At 61.9% G+C, this 16,344-nt stretch carries 15 protein-coding genes and 4 tRNA genes; 7 read left to right on the top strand and 12 right to left on the bottom strand.

All coding sequences use genetic code 11. The annotated features are described in order from the left end of the window. Positions 1-30 precede the first annotated feature (30 nt). Positions 31-477 carry an Hsp20 family protein gene (locus WMW70_RS13090; RefSeq protein ID WP_341437938.1) on the bottom strand — a complete coding sequence of 149 codons (447 nt, stop codon included), beginning with the start codon at positions 475-477 and terminating at the stop codon, positions 31-33. A gap of 324 nt (positions 478-801) precedes the next feature. Here WMW70_RS13090 and WMW70_RS13095 point away from each other — a divergent pair, with 324 nt between their 5' ends. Further along, a complete protein-coding gene (locus WMW70_RS13095) occupies positions 802-1,548 on the top strand; it encodes an SDR family oxidoreductase (RefSeq protein WP_341437939.1) in 747 nt (248 codons plus the stop codon). A gap of 130 nt (positions 1,549-1,678) precedes the next feature. Here WMW70_RS13095 and WMW70_RS13100 read toward each other — a convergent pair whose 3' ends face one another. Next, positions 1,679-2,659: a tRNA dihydrouridine synthase gene (locus WMW70_RS13100; RefSeq protein ID WP_341437940.1), complete on the bottom strand. Its 981-nt coding sequence runs from the start codon at positions 2,657-2,659 to the stop codon at positions 1,679-1,681. Positions 2,660-2,820: 161 nt separating this feature from the next. On the opposite strand from WMW70_RS13100, the gene WMW70_RS13105 reads away from it, so the two are divergent. Continuing rightward, positions 2,821-3,204, top strand: coding sequence for a hypothetical protein (locus tag WMW70_RS13105; protein WP_341437941.1), 384 nt, complete (start codon positions 2,821-2,823; stop codon positions 3,202-3,204). 9 nt (positions 3,205-3,213) lie between these two features. On the opposite strand, the gene WMW70_RS13110 is transcribed toward WMW70_RS13105, so the two are convergent. After that, the gene (locus WMW70_RS13110) at positions 3,214-3,663 is read right to left on the bottom strand and encodes an acyl-CoA thioesterase (RefSeq protein WP_341437942.1); all 450 of its coding nucleotides are present in this window, start codon (positions 3,661-3,663) and stop codon (positions 3,214-3,216) included. Positions 3,664-3,916: 253 nt separating this feature from the next. On the opposite strand from WMW70_RS13110, the gene WMW70_RS13115 reads away from it, so the two are divergent. After that, a complete protein-coding gene (locus tag WMW70_RS13115; protein WP_341437943.1) occupies positions 3,917-5,779 on the top strand; it encodes a sensor domain-containing diguanylate cyclase in 1,863 nt (620 codons plus the stop codon). Here the strand turns inward: WMW70_RS13115 and WMW70_RS13120 are convergent. From WMW70_RS13120 to WMW70_RS13155, 8 genes are all read right to left on the bottom strand, one after another. Next, positions 5,749-6,588, bottom strand: coding sequence for an alpha/beta fold hydrolase (locus WMW70_RS13120; RefSeq protein WP_341437944.1), 840 nt, complete (start codon positions 6,586-6,588; stop codon positions 5,749-5,751). The two genes, WMW70_RS13115 and WMW70_RS13120, sit on opposite strands and share 31 nt — an antisense overlap. Positions 6,589-6,599: 11 nt before the next feature. Further along, on the bottom strand, positions 6,600-7,139 hold the full coding sequence (locus WMW70_RS13125; RefSeq protein ID WP_341437945.1) for a TetR/AcrR family transcriptional regulator: 540 nt from the start codon (positions 7,137-7,139) through the stop codon (positions 6,600-6,602). Between the two features lie 318 nt (positions 7,140-7,457). Next, positions 7,458-7,533, bottom strand: a tRNA-Glu gene (locus WMW70_RS13130). 64 nt (positions 7,534-7,597) lie between these two features. Continuing rightward, positions 7,598-7,673, bottom strand: a tRNA-Ala gene (locus WMW70_RS13135). 51 nt (positions 7,674-7,724) lie between these two features. After that, positions 7,725-7,800, bottom strand: a tRNA-Glu gene (locus WMW70_RS13140). A 64-nt stretch (positions 7,801-7,864) separates the two neighbouring features. Further along, positions 7,865-7,940, bottom strand: a tRNA-Ala gene (locus WMW70_RS13145). A gap of 146 nt (positions 7,941-8,086) precedes the next feature. Beyond that, the gene (gene gltX, locus WMW70_RS13150; RefSeq protein ID WP_341437946.1) at positions 8,087-9,568 is read right to left on the bottom strand and encodes a glutamate--tRNA ligase; all 1,482 of its coding nucleotides are present in this window, start codon (positions 9,566-9,568) and stop codon (positions 8,087-8,089) included. Positions 9,569-9,600: 32 nt separating this feature from the next. Next, positions 9,601-10,521, bottom strand: a complete 921-nt coding sequence (locus tag WMW70_RS13155) for a LysR family transcriptional regulator (protein WP_341437947.1) — start codon at positions 10,519-10,521, stop codon at positions 9,601-9,603. 107 nt (positions 10,522-10,628) lie between these two features. Between WMW70_RS13155 and WMW70_RS13160 the strand changes: the two genes are divergently transcribed. The 4 genes from WMW70_RS13160 to WMW70_RS13175 all read left to right on the top strand — a co-directional run bounded on the left by WMW70_RS13160 (position 10,629) and on the right by WMW70_RS13175 (position 14,161). After that, entirely contained in the window at positions 10,629-11,666 is a 1,038-nt protein-coding gene (locus WMW70_RS13160; protein ID WP_341437948.1) for an HlyD family secretion protein, read from the top strand. Between the two features lie 61 nt (positions 11,667-11,727). Beyond that, positions 11,728-13,218, top strand: coding sequence for an MDR family MFS transporter (locus WMW70_RS13165; RefSeq protein ID WP_341438052.1), 1,491 nt, complete (start codon positions 11,728-11,730; stop codon positions 13,216-13,218). A 44-nt stretch (positions 13,219-13,262) separates the two neighbouring features. After that, complete coding sequence (locus tag WMW70_RS13170; protein ID WP_341437949.1) at positions 13,263-13,502, top strand: hypothetical protein; 240 nt, start codon at positions 13,263-13,265, stop codon at positions 13,500-13,502. Continuing rightward, on the top strand, positions 13,484-14,161 hold the full coding sequence (locus WMW70_RS13175) for a DMT family transporter (protein ID WP_341437950.1): 678 nt from the start codon (positions 13,484-13,486) through the stop codon (positions 14,159-14,161). Before WMW70_RS13170 ends, WMW70_RS13175 begins: the two co-directional genes overlap by 19 nt. A 55-nt stretch (positions 14,162-14,216) precedes the next feature. Here WMW70_RS13175 and uvrB read toward each other — a convergent pair whose 3' ends face one another. After that, a complete protein-coding gene (uvrB, locus tag WMW70_RS13180) occupies positions 14,217-16,232 on the bottom strand; it encodes an excinuclease ABC subunit UvrB (RefSeq protein WP_341437951.1) in 2,016 nt (671 codons plus the stop codon). Positions 16,233-16,344 lie beyond the last annotated feature (112 nt).

Here is a 16,344-nt window from a genome sequence, read left to right on the forward strand (position 1 = left end):
GCCCTTGTTTATCCACCTGACGACGGATGATTAACGCTGCAACACAGTGCGCTCGGCGCTGATGGGAATGCGCTTGGCCTTGGCCTCCTCCGGCACGATGCGCACCAGGTCGATATTCAACAGGCCGTTGACCAGGCTGGCAGCCTTGACCTCGATATGGTCGGCCAGGCGGAACGACAGCTTGAACGCGCGCTGGGCAATGCCCTGGTACAGGTAGGTGACATTCTCGGCACTGGTGTCGCGCTTGCCGCCGCTAACCGTCAGCACCCCGCGCTCGACCTGCAGCTCCAGGTCTTCTTCCTGAAAGCCTGCGGCGGCGACCACGATGCGGTACTGATCGTCGGCATACTTCTCGACGTTATAGGGTGGATAGCTGCTGCCCGCCTCGTTGCGCATGGCCGATTCGAACAGGTCATTGAAACGGTCGAAGCCAACGGACTGACGGAACAGCGGGGTCATGGAAAATGCAGTGCTCATAGTTAAATCTCCTGAATTTCAGCGAGTAATGCAGAGCGTTAAAAACTACTGCGCTCGGCCATGCTGGGTTGAAACCAGCCTCGGAAGACGCTGGCGGCTAACGCGCTTCAGCGCGACCCGAAGGGCGAGTGCAACGAGTCATGCTCATGTACAGCTCGTACACTGCGCTTCCTCGGCTTGTTTCGCCTTGCCTGACCTTCGCTCGCTACGTTTTTCAACACCCTGCAATTGCGGAACCCGACTTCGGCATCCCGCATAACTAAAAATGTGGCTACTCAGGTAGATTTCAAGCCTCTGCAGAATGTTCTTACAGGGAGCAACTCGATGAGCAAGGTCATGCTGATTACCGGTGCCAGCCGCGGCATAGGCGCAGCCACCGCCAGGCTCGCCGCCGCACGCGGTTATGCCCTGTGCCTCAACTATCACCAGCAACAAGCCGCAGCGGATGCCCTGGTTGCCGAGATCACCCAGGGCGGCGGACAAGCCATCGCGGTACAGGCGGATGTGGCCGACGAAAGCCAGGTTCTGCACCTGTTCGCCCAGCTCGACCGCCACTTCGGCCGCCTTGATGTACTGGTCAACAACGCCGGCATGCTGGAAACCCAGATGCCCCTGGAGCAGATGGACCTGGCGCGCTGGCAGCGGGTGTTCGCCACCAATGTATTCGGCAGCTTTCTCTGCGCCCGCGAGGCGATCAGGCGCATGTCCACCGCCCACGGCGGCCAGGGCGGCAGCATCGTCAACCTGTCATCGGCTGCCGCCCGCCTCGGCGCGCCGGGCGAATATATCGACTATGCCGCGGCCAAGGGCGCGATCGACAGCATGACCCTGGGCCTGGCCAAGGAAGTCGCCGCCGAAGGGATTCGGGTCAACGCCGTGCGCCCCGGGGTGATCGACACCGCCATCCATGCCAGCGGCGGCGAACCGGCGCGGGTCGCGCGGGTCAGTCAGAGCGTGCCCATGGGCCGTGGCGGTCTGGCCGAGGAAGTGGCCGAAGCGATTCTCTGGCTGGCCGGCGCGCAGGCGTCCTATACCAGTGGGGCGCTGCTGGATGTCAGCGGCGGGCGCTGAGAACCTATTCACGATCTGCTGCGCGTCGGCCCTGCTGCGTTAAAAACAGCGCGTAGGGTGGATGACGCTTTTTCATCCACCATGTGTCGAGATCATGGTGGATCGGTGTAGCGTGATCCACCCTACGAACTCAGGCGCTCGCCTGTTCGACAGGCTCTGCCTCGGCAAACTGGGTACCGAGCAAGCCATCAATACGCAGGCAGTCGTTCTCGCGGCGCAGCAGGTTGAACAGCTCGGTGGCCTCCGGGTAACTGCGGGTCAGCATCGCCAGCCATTGCTTGAGCCGCCCCGGCGCATAGCGTGGCGACATCTTGCGCCGCGCCTGCAGCCAGAAATCGGCGAGCAGAGGCTGCAGTTCGGCCCAGCCCATGGTCTCCACCACCTGCCCAGCCCTGGCGGCAGCGATCTGCCGAGCCAGGTCCGGACGCGCCACCAGGCCGCGACCGAGCATGATGTCCTCGACCCCGCTGACCTCGCGGCAACGTCGCCAGTCCTCCAGAGTCCAGATCTCGCCATTGGCGAACACCGGCACCTTGACTGCTTCCTGTACCCGCGCCACCCACTCCCAGTGCGCCGGCGGCTTGTAGCCTTCCACCTTGGTCCGGGCGTGCACCACGATCTGCGCCGCACCGCCATCGGCCAGAGCCCGGGCGCACTCCAGGGCAGCGTCCTTGTGCTCGAAGCCCAGGCGCATCTTGGCGGTCACCGGGATATGCGCCGGCACCGTGCGACGCACCTCGCGGACGATGGCATGGAGCAGCTCCGGCTCCTTGAGCAGCACCGCCCCGCCGCGGGACTTGTTTACCGTCTTGGCCGGGCAGCCGAAATTCAGGTCGATCACCGGTGCCCCCAGGGTGCAGGCGAACGCGGCGTTATCGGCCAGGCAGAGCGGATCGGAGCCGAGAAACTGCACCCGCAACGGCGTACCGGCAGCCGTCCGCGCTCCGCTGAAGAGCTCGGGAGCGAGTTTTTCATAGGTGCTGGCCGGCAATACCCGCTCGGTCACACGGATAAATTCGGTCACACACCAGTCGATGCCGCCCACCCGGGTCAGCACATCACGAAGGATCTCGTCGACCAACCCCTCCATCGGGGCCAGGGCGATTTGCATAAATCAATTCTCAGAAAACCGCAGCCCTCGGGGAGCCTGCGCAGGAGCGCTAGTGTACGCGGCGCATCGTCCTGAATGAACGGGCTCCAGATAAACCGGATGGAACACCGCAGCACTCAGGGAGTCCATTTCGAAGAGCCTCAAACACCTTGGAGAACACGATGCGTCACCTGATACTGCTTGGCAGCCTCTTCCTCGGCATAGGCCTGAGCCATGCCGCCGAACCGACCGAAAGCGAGGCGCAGGCGCGCCAAAAGAAGCCTGCCCAGCTGATTATCAGCCGTGACGCCAAGGTCCCCGCCAGCTGCAAGGTGGACTTGCTGCTGGAGGAAAAGCAGGTGGCACAACTACCGGCCGGCGAATCCACCAAGCTGGAGGTCACCCCAGGCACCCTCTACCTCAGGGCCGAGCTGCTGACCGCCGACGACTGCAATGCCGGCGGCCTGGCCAGCGGCCAGTCGGTGCTGCTCGAACCCGGCGAGACTCGGCACTACCGACTCATGTTCGATAACGACGCCCTGTTCTTCGCCCCACAGCTGGACTGACCTCAACCATTACAGCTCCAGCGGAAACGGCGGCTGCAGGGCCTGCCCGTACCCCTCAACGAACTCCGCCGGCATACGCTTGGGCTTGCCGCTGGACAGCTCGATGCAGACGAAGGTGGTCTTGGCCCGCAGCAGAGTGGTGCCATCCTCCGGACGCAGCAGCTGAAAGCGCCGGTCCATCTTCAGACGCTGGTCGGACTCGACGATCCAGGTGGCCATCTGCAGCGCCTGGCCTGCATAGGCGCTGGCCAGGTAATCGATCTCATGACGCAGCACCGCCATGGCCCGATCGAGACGCCGATACTCGGCCAGGTCCAGCCCCAGATATTGCGAATGCCGCCAGGCGCAGCGCTCCAGCCAGCTGACATAGACCGCATTATTGGCATGACCGAGACCGTCGATGTCCTCATCAACGACCTCGATATCGATAACAAACGGGTTGGCGAGATCCCAACTCATGGCTATGGCTCCATGTTTGCGCTCAAGACGCGGGTTGCGCCAGCCCAGGGGCTGACCAATTAAAACAGCGCACTCAGACCGTCGCGAGCCCCGCAAAAGCCGTTAGCCAGCGATTGCGATCAACAGCCAGTTAACTTGACACAGGGCATACGCCAGCACGCACACTGGCACTAAGCTATCGGCACGGTACAAGGGAGCAACATAATACGTCCTTGCCGAACACCCCGCCCCCACCACAGCGAGTAACTTGCATTTGATCGCCCTGCTCCGTCTGTGCCTACTGCTGTTACTGCCCCTGACGGGCCACACGGCTTTGCTGTCCTTGCCGGCCAGTGAACAGCCCGTATTGCCGGCCCCCTTTATGCAGGTCTGGCAGGACCCCGAAGGTCAGGCGCAGATAGCCACCGTACGCAGCCTGCCCGATTCGGCCTGGCAGGCGGTGGCCAGGCGTGATGCCAGCTTCGGCTATGGCGGCCAGACCTACTGGCTGCGCCTGAAGCTGCACAACCCCGAAACACAGGCCATGGACTGGGTATTGCTGATCGGCAACCCCTTGCTGGACTACCTGGATGCTTACGGCCTGGATGGCGAACGGCTGTACCAGGCCGGCGATCAGCGGCCCTTCCAGCAACGCTGGGTCGAACATCGCCAGTTCGTGCTGCCCCTGCGCCTGGCCGCTGGCGAGCAGCGCGAACTGTTCCTACGCATGCAGACCGAGGGCTCGGCCAACCTCAGCGCCAGCCTGATGACGGCCTCCGCCTTCAACCACCACGAGCAGTCGATGTTGCTGCTGCAGGGCCTGTTCTTCGGGGCCTTGCTGGTGATGCTGATCTACAACCTGTCGATCTTCGTCATCACCCGCGACCGCAACTACCTCTGGTACAGCCTGTTTGTCGCCAGCTTCAGCCTCTATCAGTTTATTCAACTGGGCTTTGCCTTCCAGTGGCTATGGCCTCAGGCCCTGTGGTGGCAACAGCTGAGCTTTCCGTTCAGTTCCGCGCTCGCCACCCTGTTCGGCATTCTCTTTACCTACGGCGTGCTCGACCTCAAGAATTGTCCCGCACCCTATACCCGCATCACTCAGGCCCTGCTGGCCGGCAGCCTGGCAGTCATTGTCCTGGCACTGGCCGCTCCCTACAGCGTGGCACTGATGGCCAGCTTCGTTCTGTTGGTGATCTGCGCGCTAATGGCTTTCGCCTTCACCCTGCTGCGCTGGCGTGCCGGCTACCAGCCGGCCAAGCTGTTTGCCCTGGGCTGGTCCATGCTGATCTGCGCCAGCCTGTTCAGTATCCTCAGCGGCACGGGGGTGATCGCCAACTCCCTGCTGACCCTGCACGCCCAGCAGATCGGCGGCCTGCTCGAACTGGTGATCTTTTCCATCGCCCTGGGCACGCGCATCCGCCAGGCCCAGCAGGCCGAACGACTGGCCCAGGCCCGACTGCTCAGCCATGAGCAGCAGCTGTGCGCGGAACAGGCGAAAAGTCTCGACCTGCAAAAACAGATCAGCGAGGGACTGGAACTGCGCGTAGAACAACGCACCGCCTCACTGCAGCAGGCCATGCAGGAGCTTTCCGCGGCCAACCGCCGCCTGGCCGAACTCAGCCGCCATGACAGCCTAACCGGCCTGTACAACCGCCAGGTGCTCAACGAAGAACTGGCGCGAACACTGGCCCAGGCCAAGCGCTCACACCAACCGATGGCAATCCTGATGATGGACCTGGACTACTTCAAGCGGGTCAACGACGAGCACGGCCACCTGGCCGGCGATGCCTGCCTGCACCACGCCGCCCAGCGCATGCAGCAGCGCATGCGCAACAACGACCTGCTGGCGCGCTTCGGCGGCGAAGAGTTTGCCGCGATATTGAGCGACACCGACCTAGCTGGCGCGGCCGAACTGGCCGAACAGCTGCGCGCCGACCTGGCCAGCCATCCCTGCCCGCATGAGGGTACCAATATCGCACTGAGCCTGAGCATCGGCGTCTGCGCGCTGGTACCGCAAGCCGACAGCAACAGCGAACAACTGCTGCGCCGCGCCGACCAGGCCCTGTATCGCGCCAAGGCCGCCGGGCGCAACCGGGTGGAGTGCTACGAAGCCAGCGCGCTCGACGAGGTATGACGGGCAGCACCCAGCAACTGCACCACCGCCTCGTGCAGACGCGGATCTGCCAGCACCCGCTGGTGGCCACCCGCCTCCAGACGCAGTAGACGACTGTCGAACCAGGCCTGGTGAATGGCCTCGGCCTCGTCGAAAGGCACCACCGGGTCATCCGCGGCGTGCACGATCAGGCCCGGGATATCCAGCTGGTATTGCCTAACATCCAGCTTGCCCGCAGGCATACCGGCCTTCTCCTCGACCAGGCGCACGAAATGCGCCCCGGCCTGCGCCGGCAAACCCATATAACGGGCGAAACGGCGCAGCACGGCGAGAATCCGGCTCGGCGCGGCAATGCTTACCAGCGCTTCGGCGCGCAAGCCCATCTGAGTGGCCAGCAGCATGCTGGCCCCACCCATGGAGTGGCCGATCACCGCCTTCAGCGGCGGCAACTCGTTGGCCGCCTCCAGCAGCGCATGGGCAAACTGCACCACGGTGGCCTCCTGCCCAGGCGAACGACCGTGGGCCGGCCCATCCAGCGCCACCACGCCATAGCCGGCCTCGACCAGCGCGCCGATCAAGCCGGCGAACTGGGTTGGCCGCCCTTCCCAGCCATGCATCAGCAGTACGGTCGGGCCACTGCCCCAGCGCAAGGCCGACAGACCGAAACGCAGGGTGATGCGCTCGGCCCGACTCAGCAGCGGCAATTCCCAATCCCGCGGCAACGACTCACGCGGGGTTATAAACTCACGACGCAACCTACTGGCCAACGCATGGGGGGCCAGCAGACCTACAGACGCATTGAAACCACGAATCCAGCTGATGCTGTTCATTGCCATTCTCCTCACAGGATTGCCGACTTGGCGGCGCGCAAGACGCGGTCAGACAACTCACAGGGACCCAGCGCCCGCGCCAGCGCCAGCCCCCCAACCATCAAAGCGATATCGGCCAGCACCTTGTCGGTCTCCTCGGGGCTGCCCGCCAACTGCGCCGTCATCAGTTCCAGATGCTGCGCCAACGCCTGGCGAAACCCCTCGGGCAAACGGGTCAACTCCCCCAGCGAACTGGGTAAGGGACAGCCCTGATCGCCGGCATCGCGGTGCTTGCGCGACAGATAGAAGGCGGCCGCCAGAACCCGCCGCTGGTCCGCCGGCAGCTCCTGATCCAACGCCCCGAGCAACTCGCGGCGCTGACAAAGCATCTGCTGGAAGACCTCCAGCATCAGCGCGTCCTTGCTCTCGAAATGGGCATAGAAACCGCCGACGGTCAGGCCAGCTGCGCCCATCACTTCACCGACACTGGGTTCAACCGGACCGCGCTGCAGCAGTGCGGTACTGGCCGCGGCCAGAATGCGTTCACGGGTTTGCGCTTTCTTGTCGCTCATGCTCGCCTCCACAATTATTACGCTCGTAATATTATGCTCGTAATAATTTATAGCAAGCGCTGAATGCGACCACTGATCGGGCGACAGGAAAAACTCTCGGGAGGGAGGCGAAATTGCCTGGAGCAATTCTTAACGCTGCGCAGCAACGGCCTGCAGAGTGGCCGCCAAGGATGGCAGGCCATAAAAAATCGTCGGGAGCGATTTTTAACGTTGCGCAGCAACGGCCCGCAGGGTGGCCGCCAGGGATGGCAGGCCATAAAAACAAAAGGGCCATTCCATAAAGAATGACCCTTCAAAATCCCGCAGAGCGGGCAAAAATGGCGTCCCCTAGGGGACTCGAACCCCTGTTACCGCCGTGAAAGGGCGGTGTCCTAGGCCACTAGACGAAGGGGACGAAACCTTCGAAGAACAAGGCCAGCTTTACGCTGGCCCCGTGGCAGTGATTACTACTGCAAAATTGGTGGAGATAAACGGGATCGAACCGTTGACCTCTTGCATGCCATGCAAGCGCTCTCCCAGCTGAGCTATACCCCCAGATTTATCGCCTCTCGGCTCACAGCCCAAACCGGCACTGCTTTTTGATACTGGCGTCCCCTAGGGGACTCGAACCCCTGTTACCGCCGTGAAAGGGCGGTGTCCTAGGCCACTAGACGAAGGGGACGTAACCCTTCTACAACGCAACCAGCTACGAGAGCTGATTGTGGCAAGCCTTTCGGCTTTGAAGATGGTGGAGCTAGACGGGATCGAACCGTCGACCTCTTGCATGCCATGCAAGCGCTCTCCCAGCTGAGCTATAGCCCCATCTCAAGGACGGGGCGCATGTTAAGAGCGCGCCCCACATCTGTCAACATTATTTTTACCTATACATGCATTCTTTATGCTGACAGAACAACCACTTACCCCATCCAGGCGCGCCAAAACGACGGCCGGACGGGGCATTCAGCTGCTTAGCCAATGGCTGCCAGCAGCTTTTCCCACTCCTTGTTTTCCTTCTTCGACACGCCACCGAGCAGCTCGATAGCCTGGCGCAAGCGGAAGCGGGTCAGGTCCGGGCCGATAATTTCCATGGCATCGAGCACCGACACCGAGCTGGCCTGGCCGGTAACGGCAGCGAACATCAGCGGCATGGCATCACGCAGCTTCAGCTCCAGATGCTCGACCACGGCCTGGATGCAGCCCGTGATCTTGTCTTTTTCCCACTGCCGCAGGCTTTCCAGCTTCCACAGAATCAGTTGCATCAGCTGACGCACCTGATCGGCCGACAGCTTCTTGCTCTCGAACAGCTTGGCATCGGGGCTGACGCCACCGGCGAAGAAGAAACTGGCCAGCGGCGCGATCTGGCTGAAGGTTTCCACCCTGCCCTGCACATGGGGCGCGATCTGCATCAGGTAGTCGGAATTGAACGCCCACTTCTGCGCACCGGCAGCGAACTCTTCGACGCTCAGCTCACGCATCCACTGGCCGTTGAGCCAGGACAGCTTCTCTAGGTCGAAGATCGGCCCGCCGAGGGAAACCCGGTTGATATCGAAGTGTTCGACCATCTCGTCGAGGCTGAACTTCTCGCGCTCGTCCGGCATCGACCAGCCCATGCGGCCCAGGTAGTTGAGCATCGCCTGGGGGAGGTAACCCATACGCTCGTAGAAGGTGATGCTGGTGGGGTTCTTGCGCTTGGACAGCTTGCTCTTGTCCGGATTGCGCAACAGCGGCATATAGCACAGCTGTGGCTTGTCCCAGCCGAAGTATTCATAGAGCAGGATCAGTTTGGGTGCCGACGGTAGCCACTCTTCGCCGCGCAGCACATGGGTGATACCCATCAGATGGTCGTCGACCACGTTGGCCAGGAAGTAGGTGGGCAGGCCATCGGTCTTCATCAGCACCTGCATGTCCATGCGATCCCAGGGGATCTCGACTTCGCCACGGAGCATATCCGGCACCACGCACACGCCTTCGGTCGGCACCTTCATGCGCACTACGTTGGGCTCGCCGGCGGCCAGGCGCTGCTGCACCTCGGCGGCGGGCAGGTGCATGCAGTGGCCGTCGTAACGCGGCGTCTGCTTGGCTTCCATCTGTTCGGCGCGCAGCTTGTCCAGGCGCTCGGCGCTGCAGAAACAGTGGAAGGCATGGCCCTTGTCCACCAGCTCGGCGCTGTACTTCTGGTAGATATGCCCACGCTCGCTCTGCCGATAGGGGCCGTGCGGGCCGCCGACATCCGGGCCTTCGCTCCACTCGATACCCAGCCAGCGCAGGGCGTCGTAGATCTGCTGTTCCGACTCACGGGTCGAGCGCAGCTGGTCGGTATCCTCGATACGCAGGATAAATTCACCACCGTGCTGACGCGCGAAGCACAGATTGAACAGGGCGATATAGGCGGTGCCTACGTGCGGATCACCAGTGGGCGACGGCGCAATACGGGTGCGGACGGTGGTCATGGAAAGTCTCGAAGAGTTGCAGTGAACGCGGATTAAGTCGCCGATGTTAACAGGCCAGCCATGGGCGGCTCCAGCAGCCGACCAGCTGACAACGGCAGACTGTGAATCAGAAAGTCGAGAAAGGTTTTCACCTTCATGGCCTGGAAGCGCCGTGACGGGTAGACCGCATACAGCTCGCCTACCGGCAGGCGCGCCTCGGGTAGCAACGCGACCAGCTGCCCGGCCTGCACCGCCGCCTCGCAGATCATGATCGGCAAGCCGGCAATCCCGGCACCTGCCATGGCCACCTCGCGGGCAAAGGTGATGTTGTTGCACGACAGCACGCCCTGGCAGGCAATGCTCTCCCCCTCCAGCGGCCAGTAACGCGTCGAATCATTCGGCAGCACGACCGCACGATGCCCGGCCAGCTCGGCAACGGCCTGCGGCGTACCGTGCCGAGCCAGGTAGTCGGGGCTGGCATACAGGCACCGACTGGTCTCATAGACCTTGCGCGCGATCAGGGTGGAGTCCTGCGGCTGACCGACCAGGATGACGATATCCACACCCTCCTCGACCGGGTCAACGCGCCGCGAGGTCAGCTCCACCTCGGCCGTGATCTGCGGGTACTGACGCATAAATTCACCCAGCACCCGCCCGAGAAACAGCTGGCCAAATTCGATTGGCGCACTGATGCGCAACAGACCGGCGGGAGCCAGCTGCAATTGCATCACCGCCTGCTCGGCCTCGGCGAAGTCGAGCATGATCTGCCGGCAGCGCTCGTAATAGGCCTGCCCCACTTCGGTCAGGCGCAGCTTGCGCGTGGTGCGATTGAGCAGGCGCACGCCTAACCGCTCTTCAAGCAGGGCAATGCGCCGGCTGACTGTCGACTTTTGCATGCCCAGGCCCTGCGCCGCCTGGGTAAAACTGTGGCACTCGACCACGCGAGTGAAGATCAGCGCATCATCCAGCCCCATTATTGTTCCCTATAAGCAACAAAGTTTATGAATTCTAGTGACTACAGGCGCGAAAGGAACACTGTTAGATTCACTTACAATTTTTGCCCGACCTTCGAGCACCTGCCATGCCCGCCCAACTGCAACGCCGTCTATTTGTCTTCCTGACCATCCTCGGCTTGATCATCGCCGCCTTCTTCGGCCACTGGCTGCTGATCGGCCGCTACTTGGAAAGCACCGACAACGCTTACGTACAGGGCGAAATTACCCGCGTGTCCAGCCAGCTAGGCGCACGCATCGACAAAGTGTTGGTGCAGGACAACCAACACGTCGAACAAGGCGAATTGCTACTGGTGCTAGAAAGCGCTGACTTCGAGCTGGCCAAGCAACGCGCCGAGGCAACCCTGGCCACCCGGGAAGCGGAATTGAGCCAGGCGCGCAGCACGCTGGAGCAACAAGCCAGCCTGATAGCCGCCAGCCAAGCGGATGTCTCGGCAAGCGAAGCCACTCTGGGCCGCACCCAAATCGATCTATCGCGCGCGAAAACCCTGCAGAAGCCTGGATTTATCTCCGCGGAGCGGGTCACTACCTTGACCGCAGACAGCCGTATCGCCAGCTCACAAGTGAGCAAAGCGCAGGCTGACCTGCAAGCCCAGCGCCAACAAATCAACACCCTTAACGCCGAGATCAAACGCCTGGAGGCGCAAATCGCAAGCGCCCGCAGCGACTTGGCACAGGCCGAACTGAACCTTACCCGCACGCAAATCCATGCACCCATCAGCGGCTTTATCGGTCAGCGTGCGGCCCGCAACGGCCAAGTTGTTCAGACGGGTGCCTATCTGTTGTCACTGGTGCCGGACCAGGACATCTGGATCCAAGCCAACTTCAAAGAAACCCAGATCGGCCACATGCGCCCTGGACAGAGCGCTGAGCTGACTTTCGACAGCTTCCCCGACACACCGATTGAGGCGCACGTTGAAAGCCTGTTTGCCGCCTCCGGCGCTCAGTTCAGCCTGCTGCCGCCGGACAACGCCACCGGCAACTTCACCAAGGTAGTGCAGCGCATCCCGGTGAAACTGACCTTCGCTGTGGATAATCCACTCAAAGGTCTGATTCGTCCGGGCATGTCGGTCGAGGTCAAGGTCGACCTGCGGTCAGAGCCATAACATGACAGGTGATTCGCTGATCCGCCCAACGGGTGAACCGAGCCGGCGTGACTGGATCGCGGTGATGAGCGCCATGCTCGGTGCCTTTATGGCGGTACTGGATATCCAGATCACCAACTCCTCACTCAAGGACATCCAGGGTGCGCTATCGGCCACCCTGGAGGAAGGCTCGTGGATTTCCACCTCCTACCTGGTCGCGGAGATCATCATGATCCCGCTCACCGCCTGGCTGGTGCAGTTGCTCTCGGCACGGCGCCTGGCCGTGTGGGTGTCCATCGGTTTTCTGTTTTCCTCACTGCTCTGCTCCCTGGCCTGGAGCCTGGAGAGCATGATCGTATTCCGCGCCATGCAGGGCTTTACCGGCGGCGCGCTGATCCCACTGGCGTTCACCCTGACGCTGATCAAATTACCTGAGCATCACCGCGCCAAAGGCATGGCGCTATTTGCCCTGACCGCGACCTTCGCGCCGTCAATCGGCCCTACGCTCGGTGGCTGGCTGACAGAGAGTTTCGGCTGGGAATACATTTTCTACATCAACGTGCCACCGGGCTTGCTGATGATTGCCGGGCTGCTCTATGGCCTGGAAAAGAAAGCGCCAAATTGGGACATGCTGAAAAGCACTGACTACGCCGGCATTCTCACCCTCGGTCTGGGGCTCGGCTGCCTGCAGGTATTTCTAGAGGAAGGCCATCGCAAGGACTGGCTGGAGTCGAACCTGATCAGTGGCCTGGGCAGCATTGCCGCGATCAGCCTGGTGCTATTTGTCATTCTGCAGGTGTCACGCCCCAACCCACTGATCAATCTCGGCGTGCTGCGCGAGCGCAACTTTGGACTGTCGAGTATCTCCAGCGTCGGCTTGGGCATGGGTTTGTATGGCTCAATCTATGTGCTGCCGTTGTATCTGGCACAAATTCAGGGCTACAACGCCCTGCAGATCGGCGAAGTGATTATGTGGATGGGCGTACCGCAGCTGTTCCTCATTCCCTTGGTACCGTTAATGATGAAAAAAATCTCACCGAAGTGGCTCTGCGCCATTGGCTTTGGCCTGTTCGGTGGGGCCAGCTTCCTCTCCGGTGTGCTCAACCCGGACTTTGCCGGCGAGCAGTTCAACCATATCCAGATTATTCGCGCACTCGGTCAACCCTTGGTGATGGTGACCATTTCATTGATCGCCACCGCCTACGTCATGCCGCAGGATGCTGGCTCGGCCTCCAGCCTATTCAACATTCTGCGCAACCTCGGCGGAGCCATCGGCATCGCCCTACTCGCCACCCTGCTCGACAGCCGGGCCAAAGTGTATTTCGACTATTTGCGCGAAGCCCTGGTACCGAGCAACCCGCAGGTTGCCGAACGTCTGACTCTGCTGACAGAAAAACTCGGCAGCGAGACGGCCGCCCTGGCCAAACTCAGCGAAATCACCCATCAGCAGGCGGCGATCATGGCCTACAATGACGCCTTCCATTGCATCGGCATCGCCCTTGGCATCAGCATGATTGCGGTGCTGCTAACCAGAAAGCTGCCTGCAGGTGCCACTGGCACAGCGGCGCACTAACCCTGCCCGCGCCAGCCTCTGGCGCGTTGTCGCTTCAGGCCCCCATGTCCACCTTCGCCCCACGTACCCGCACACTGCTGCTAATCATCGCGTTCGGCGTTATTTACCTGGGCTGGGGTACAACCTACCTGGCCAACCACTTCCTCTTGCTGGAGCTGCCGCCGTTCGTCATCGGCAGCCTGCGCTTCTCCTTTGCCGGCTTATTAGCCCTGAGGTGGGTGGTTCTCAGCGGCCAGCTGCGTATTCAGCGCAGTGACCGGGGGGCGTGTTACTGGGCGGTTTAACCCTGATTACAGTCGGCCAGGGCGCACTAATCTACGCCAATCAGTATTTGCCAACCGGCATGCTCGCGATGCTCTACACCACTCTGCCGTTGTGGAGCGTGGCGTTGGAATGGCTGCTCGGAGAGCGGCCACCCCTGTGGGTGCTCTGCGGCCTGGCGCTGGCCTGCGGCGGCATTGTCTTGCTGATGAACAACGGCCTGGGCCAGGCGGCCTCAGGCGAACAATGGTTCGCTGGCGTGCTGGTGGTCAGCGCAACGCTGCTCTGGGCCGGAGGTGCTTGGCTGCTGCGGCAGCGTCCGCCATTTCGCTCGAGCTGGCTGGGTCTGAGCTTGCAAATGCTGATTGGGGCGTTGCTGCTGGCACTGTTTGGCCTGTGGCACGGCGACTGGCAGGCGCTGGACCTGCGCAGCCTAAGCAGCAACGCTTGGCTCTGGCTAGCGTATCTGGTGCTGCCAGTGAGCCTGGGCGTATATCCCGCGTACTTCTGGCTGCTGCGCGAGGTACGCCCCAGCCTGGTGTCGACTTTGGCTTTTGTGAACCCTGTAGTCGCTCTACTACTGGGTTATCTGCTGCTGGACGAACATCTTAGCTTCGTAGCCATGCTCGCCTGCGGCATCACCCTGGGCGGCGTGGTGCTAATTATCTTCGGACGCCGCTAAGTACGCGGACCAAGGGAAGAGAAAAACCTCCCACAACCAGCCCAACGTAACCAAGCTATACCTGCAACAGCCGGTCGCGTAGCTTCTGAATCTCGTCACGCATCTGCGCCGCAGCTTCAAACTCAAGATCGCGGGCCAGTTGATACATCTTCTCTTCCAGCTGACGGATGCGCTTGCTGATCTCGCTCGGCGAGCGCAGCTCGTTCTCGTAACGCGCGCTTTCTTCGGCGGCCTGGGCCATGCCCTTGCGCTTCTTGCTGCGCGAGCCCGGCACCGTGGCCCCTTCGAGGATGTCCTGAACGTCCTTGAACACCCCTTTTGGGGTGATGCCATTGGCTAAGTTGAAGGCGATCTGCTTGTTACGGCGGCGCTCGGTCTCGCCGATGGCACGTTCCATCGAACCGGTCATGCGGTCGGCATACAGAATCGCCCGACCATTGAGGTTACGCGCGGCGCGGCCGATGGTCTGGATCAGCGAGCGCTCGCTGCGCAGAAAACCCTCCTTGTCGGCATCGAGAATCGCCACCAGCGACACTTCCGGCATATCCAGACCTTCGCGCAGCAGGTTGATGCCCACCAGCACGTCGAAGGCACCGATACGCAGGTCGCGGATAATCTCGACCCGCTCCACGGTATCGATGTCCGAGTGCAGGTAACGCACCTTGACCCCGTGATCGGCCAGGTAATCGGTCAGATCTTCGGCCATGCGCTTGGTCAAGGTGGTGACCAGCACGCGCTCCTCGATGGCCACGCGCTTGTGGATTTCCGAGAGCAGGTCGTCGACCTGGGTCAGGGCCGGACGCACTTCGATCTGCGGGTCGACCAGGCCGGTGGGCCGCACCACCTGCTCGATCACCCGCCCGGCATGCTCGGCTTCGTAATTGCCCGGCGTGGCGGAAACGAAGATGGTCTGCGGGCTGGCCGCCTCCCACTCCTCGAAGCGCATCGGCCGGTTATCCAGCGCCGACGGCAGGCGAAAGCCGTATTCGACCAGGGTTTCCTTGCGCGAGCGGTCGCCCTTGTACATCGCACCGACCTGCGGCACGGAGACGTGGGACTCGTCGATCACCAGCAGCGCCTCGTCCGGCAGGTAGTCGTACAAGGTCGGTGGCGGCTCGCCTGGGCCTCGCCCGGACAGGTAGCGCGAGTAGTTTTCGATGCCGTTGCAGTAACCCAGCTCGATAATCATCTCCAGATCGAAGCGGGTGCGTTGCTCCAGGCGCTGGGCTTCCACCAGCTTGTTGGTGCTACGCAGGTATTCCAGGCGCTCGACCAGCTCGACCTTGATCTTCTCCACCGCCTCCAGCAGCACCTCGCGCGGGGTGACGTAGTGGCTCTTGGGGTAGAAGGTGAAGCGCGGCAATTTGCGGATCACCTCGCCAGTCAGCGGATCGAAGGCCGAGATGCTTTCCACCTCATCATCGAACAACTCGATGCGAATGGCTTCCAGGTCCGATTCGGCCGGGAAGATATCGATCACATCGCCGCGCACGCGGAAGGTGGCGCGGGCAAAATCCATGTCGTTGCGGGTGTATTGCAGGTCGGCCAGGCGGCGCAGCAAGGCGCGCTGGTCCATTTTGTCGCCGCGATCGACGTGCAGCACCATCTTCAGGTACGACTCGGGGCTGCCCAGACCGTAGATGCATGACACGGTGGTGACGATGATCGCGTCCGGCCGCTCCAGCAACGCCTTGGTCGCCGACAGACGCATCTGCTCGATATGGTCGTTGATCGAAGCGTCCTTCTCGATAAAGGTATCGGAGGACGGCACATAGGCTTCCGGCTGGTAGTAGTCGTAATAGGAAACGAAATACTCCACCGCATTGTTGGGGAAGAAGCTCTTGAACTCGCCGTAGAGCTGCGCGGCCAGGGTCTTGTTTGGTGCCAGCACCAGGGTCGGACGCTGGATCTGGGCGATCACGTTGGCGATGGAAAAGGTCTTGCCGGAGCCGGTTACGCCGAGCAGGGTCTGGTGCGACAAGCCCGCCTCGAGCCCCTCGACCATCTGCCGGATTGCCTCCGGCTGATCGCCGGCGGGCTGAAAACGGGTGACCAGTTGGAACTCGGACATGAAGGACCTCGACAAGCGGCTGTGACGCGACCTGAAAGCCTACGTCAAAACCGGTGAAAAGCGTGTGCCTGCTGTCGCGGCACAGGTTATGGCTCGGTATACTACCGGCCCA

Source organism: Pseudomonas sp. XK-1, assembly GCF_038069885.1.
Lineage (GTDB): Bacteria > Pseudomonadota > Gammaproteobacteria > Pseudomonadales > Pseudomonadaceae > Aquipseudomonas.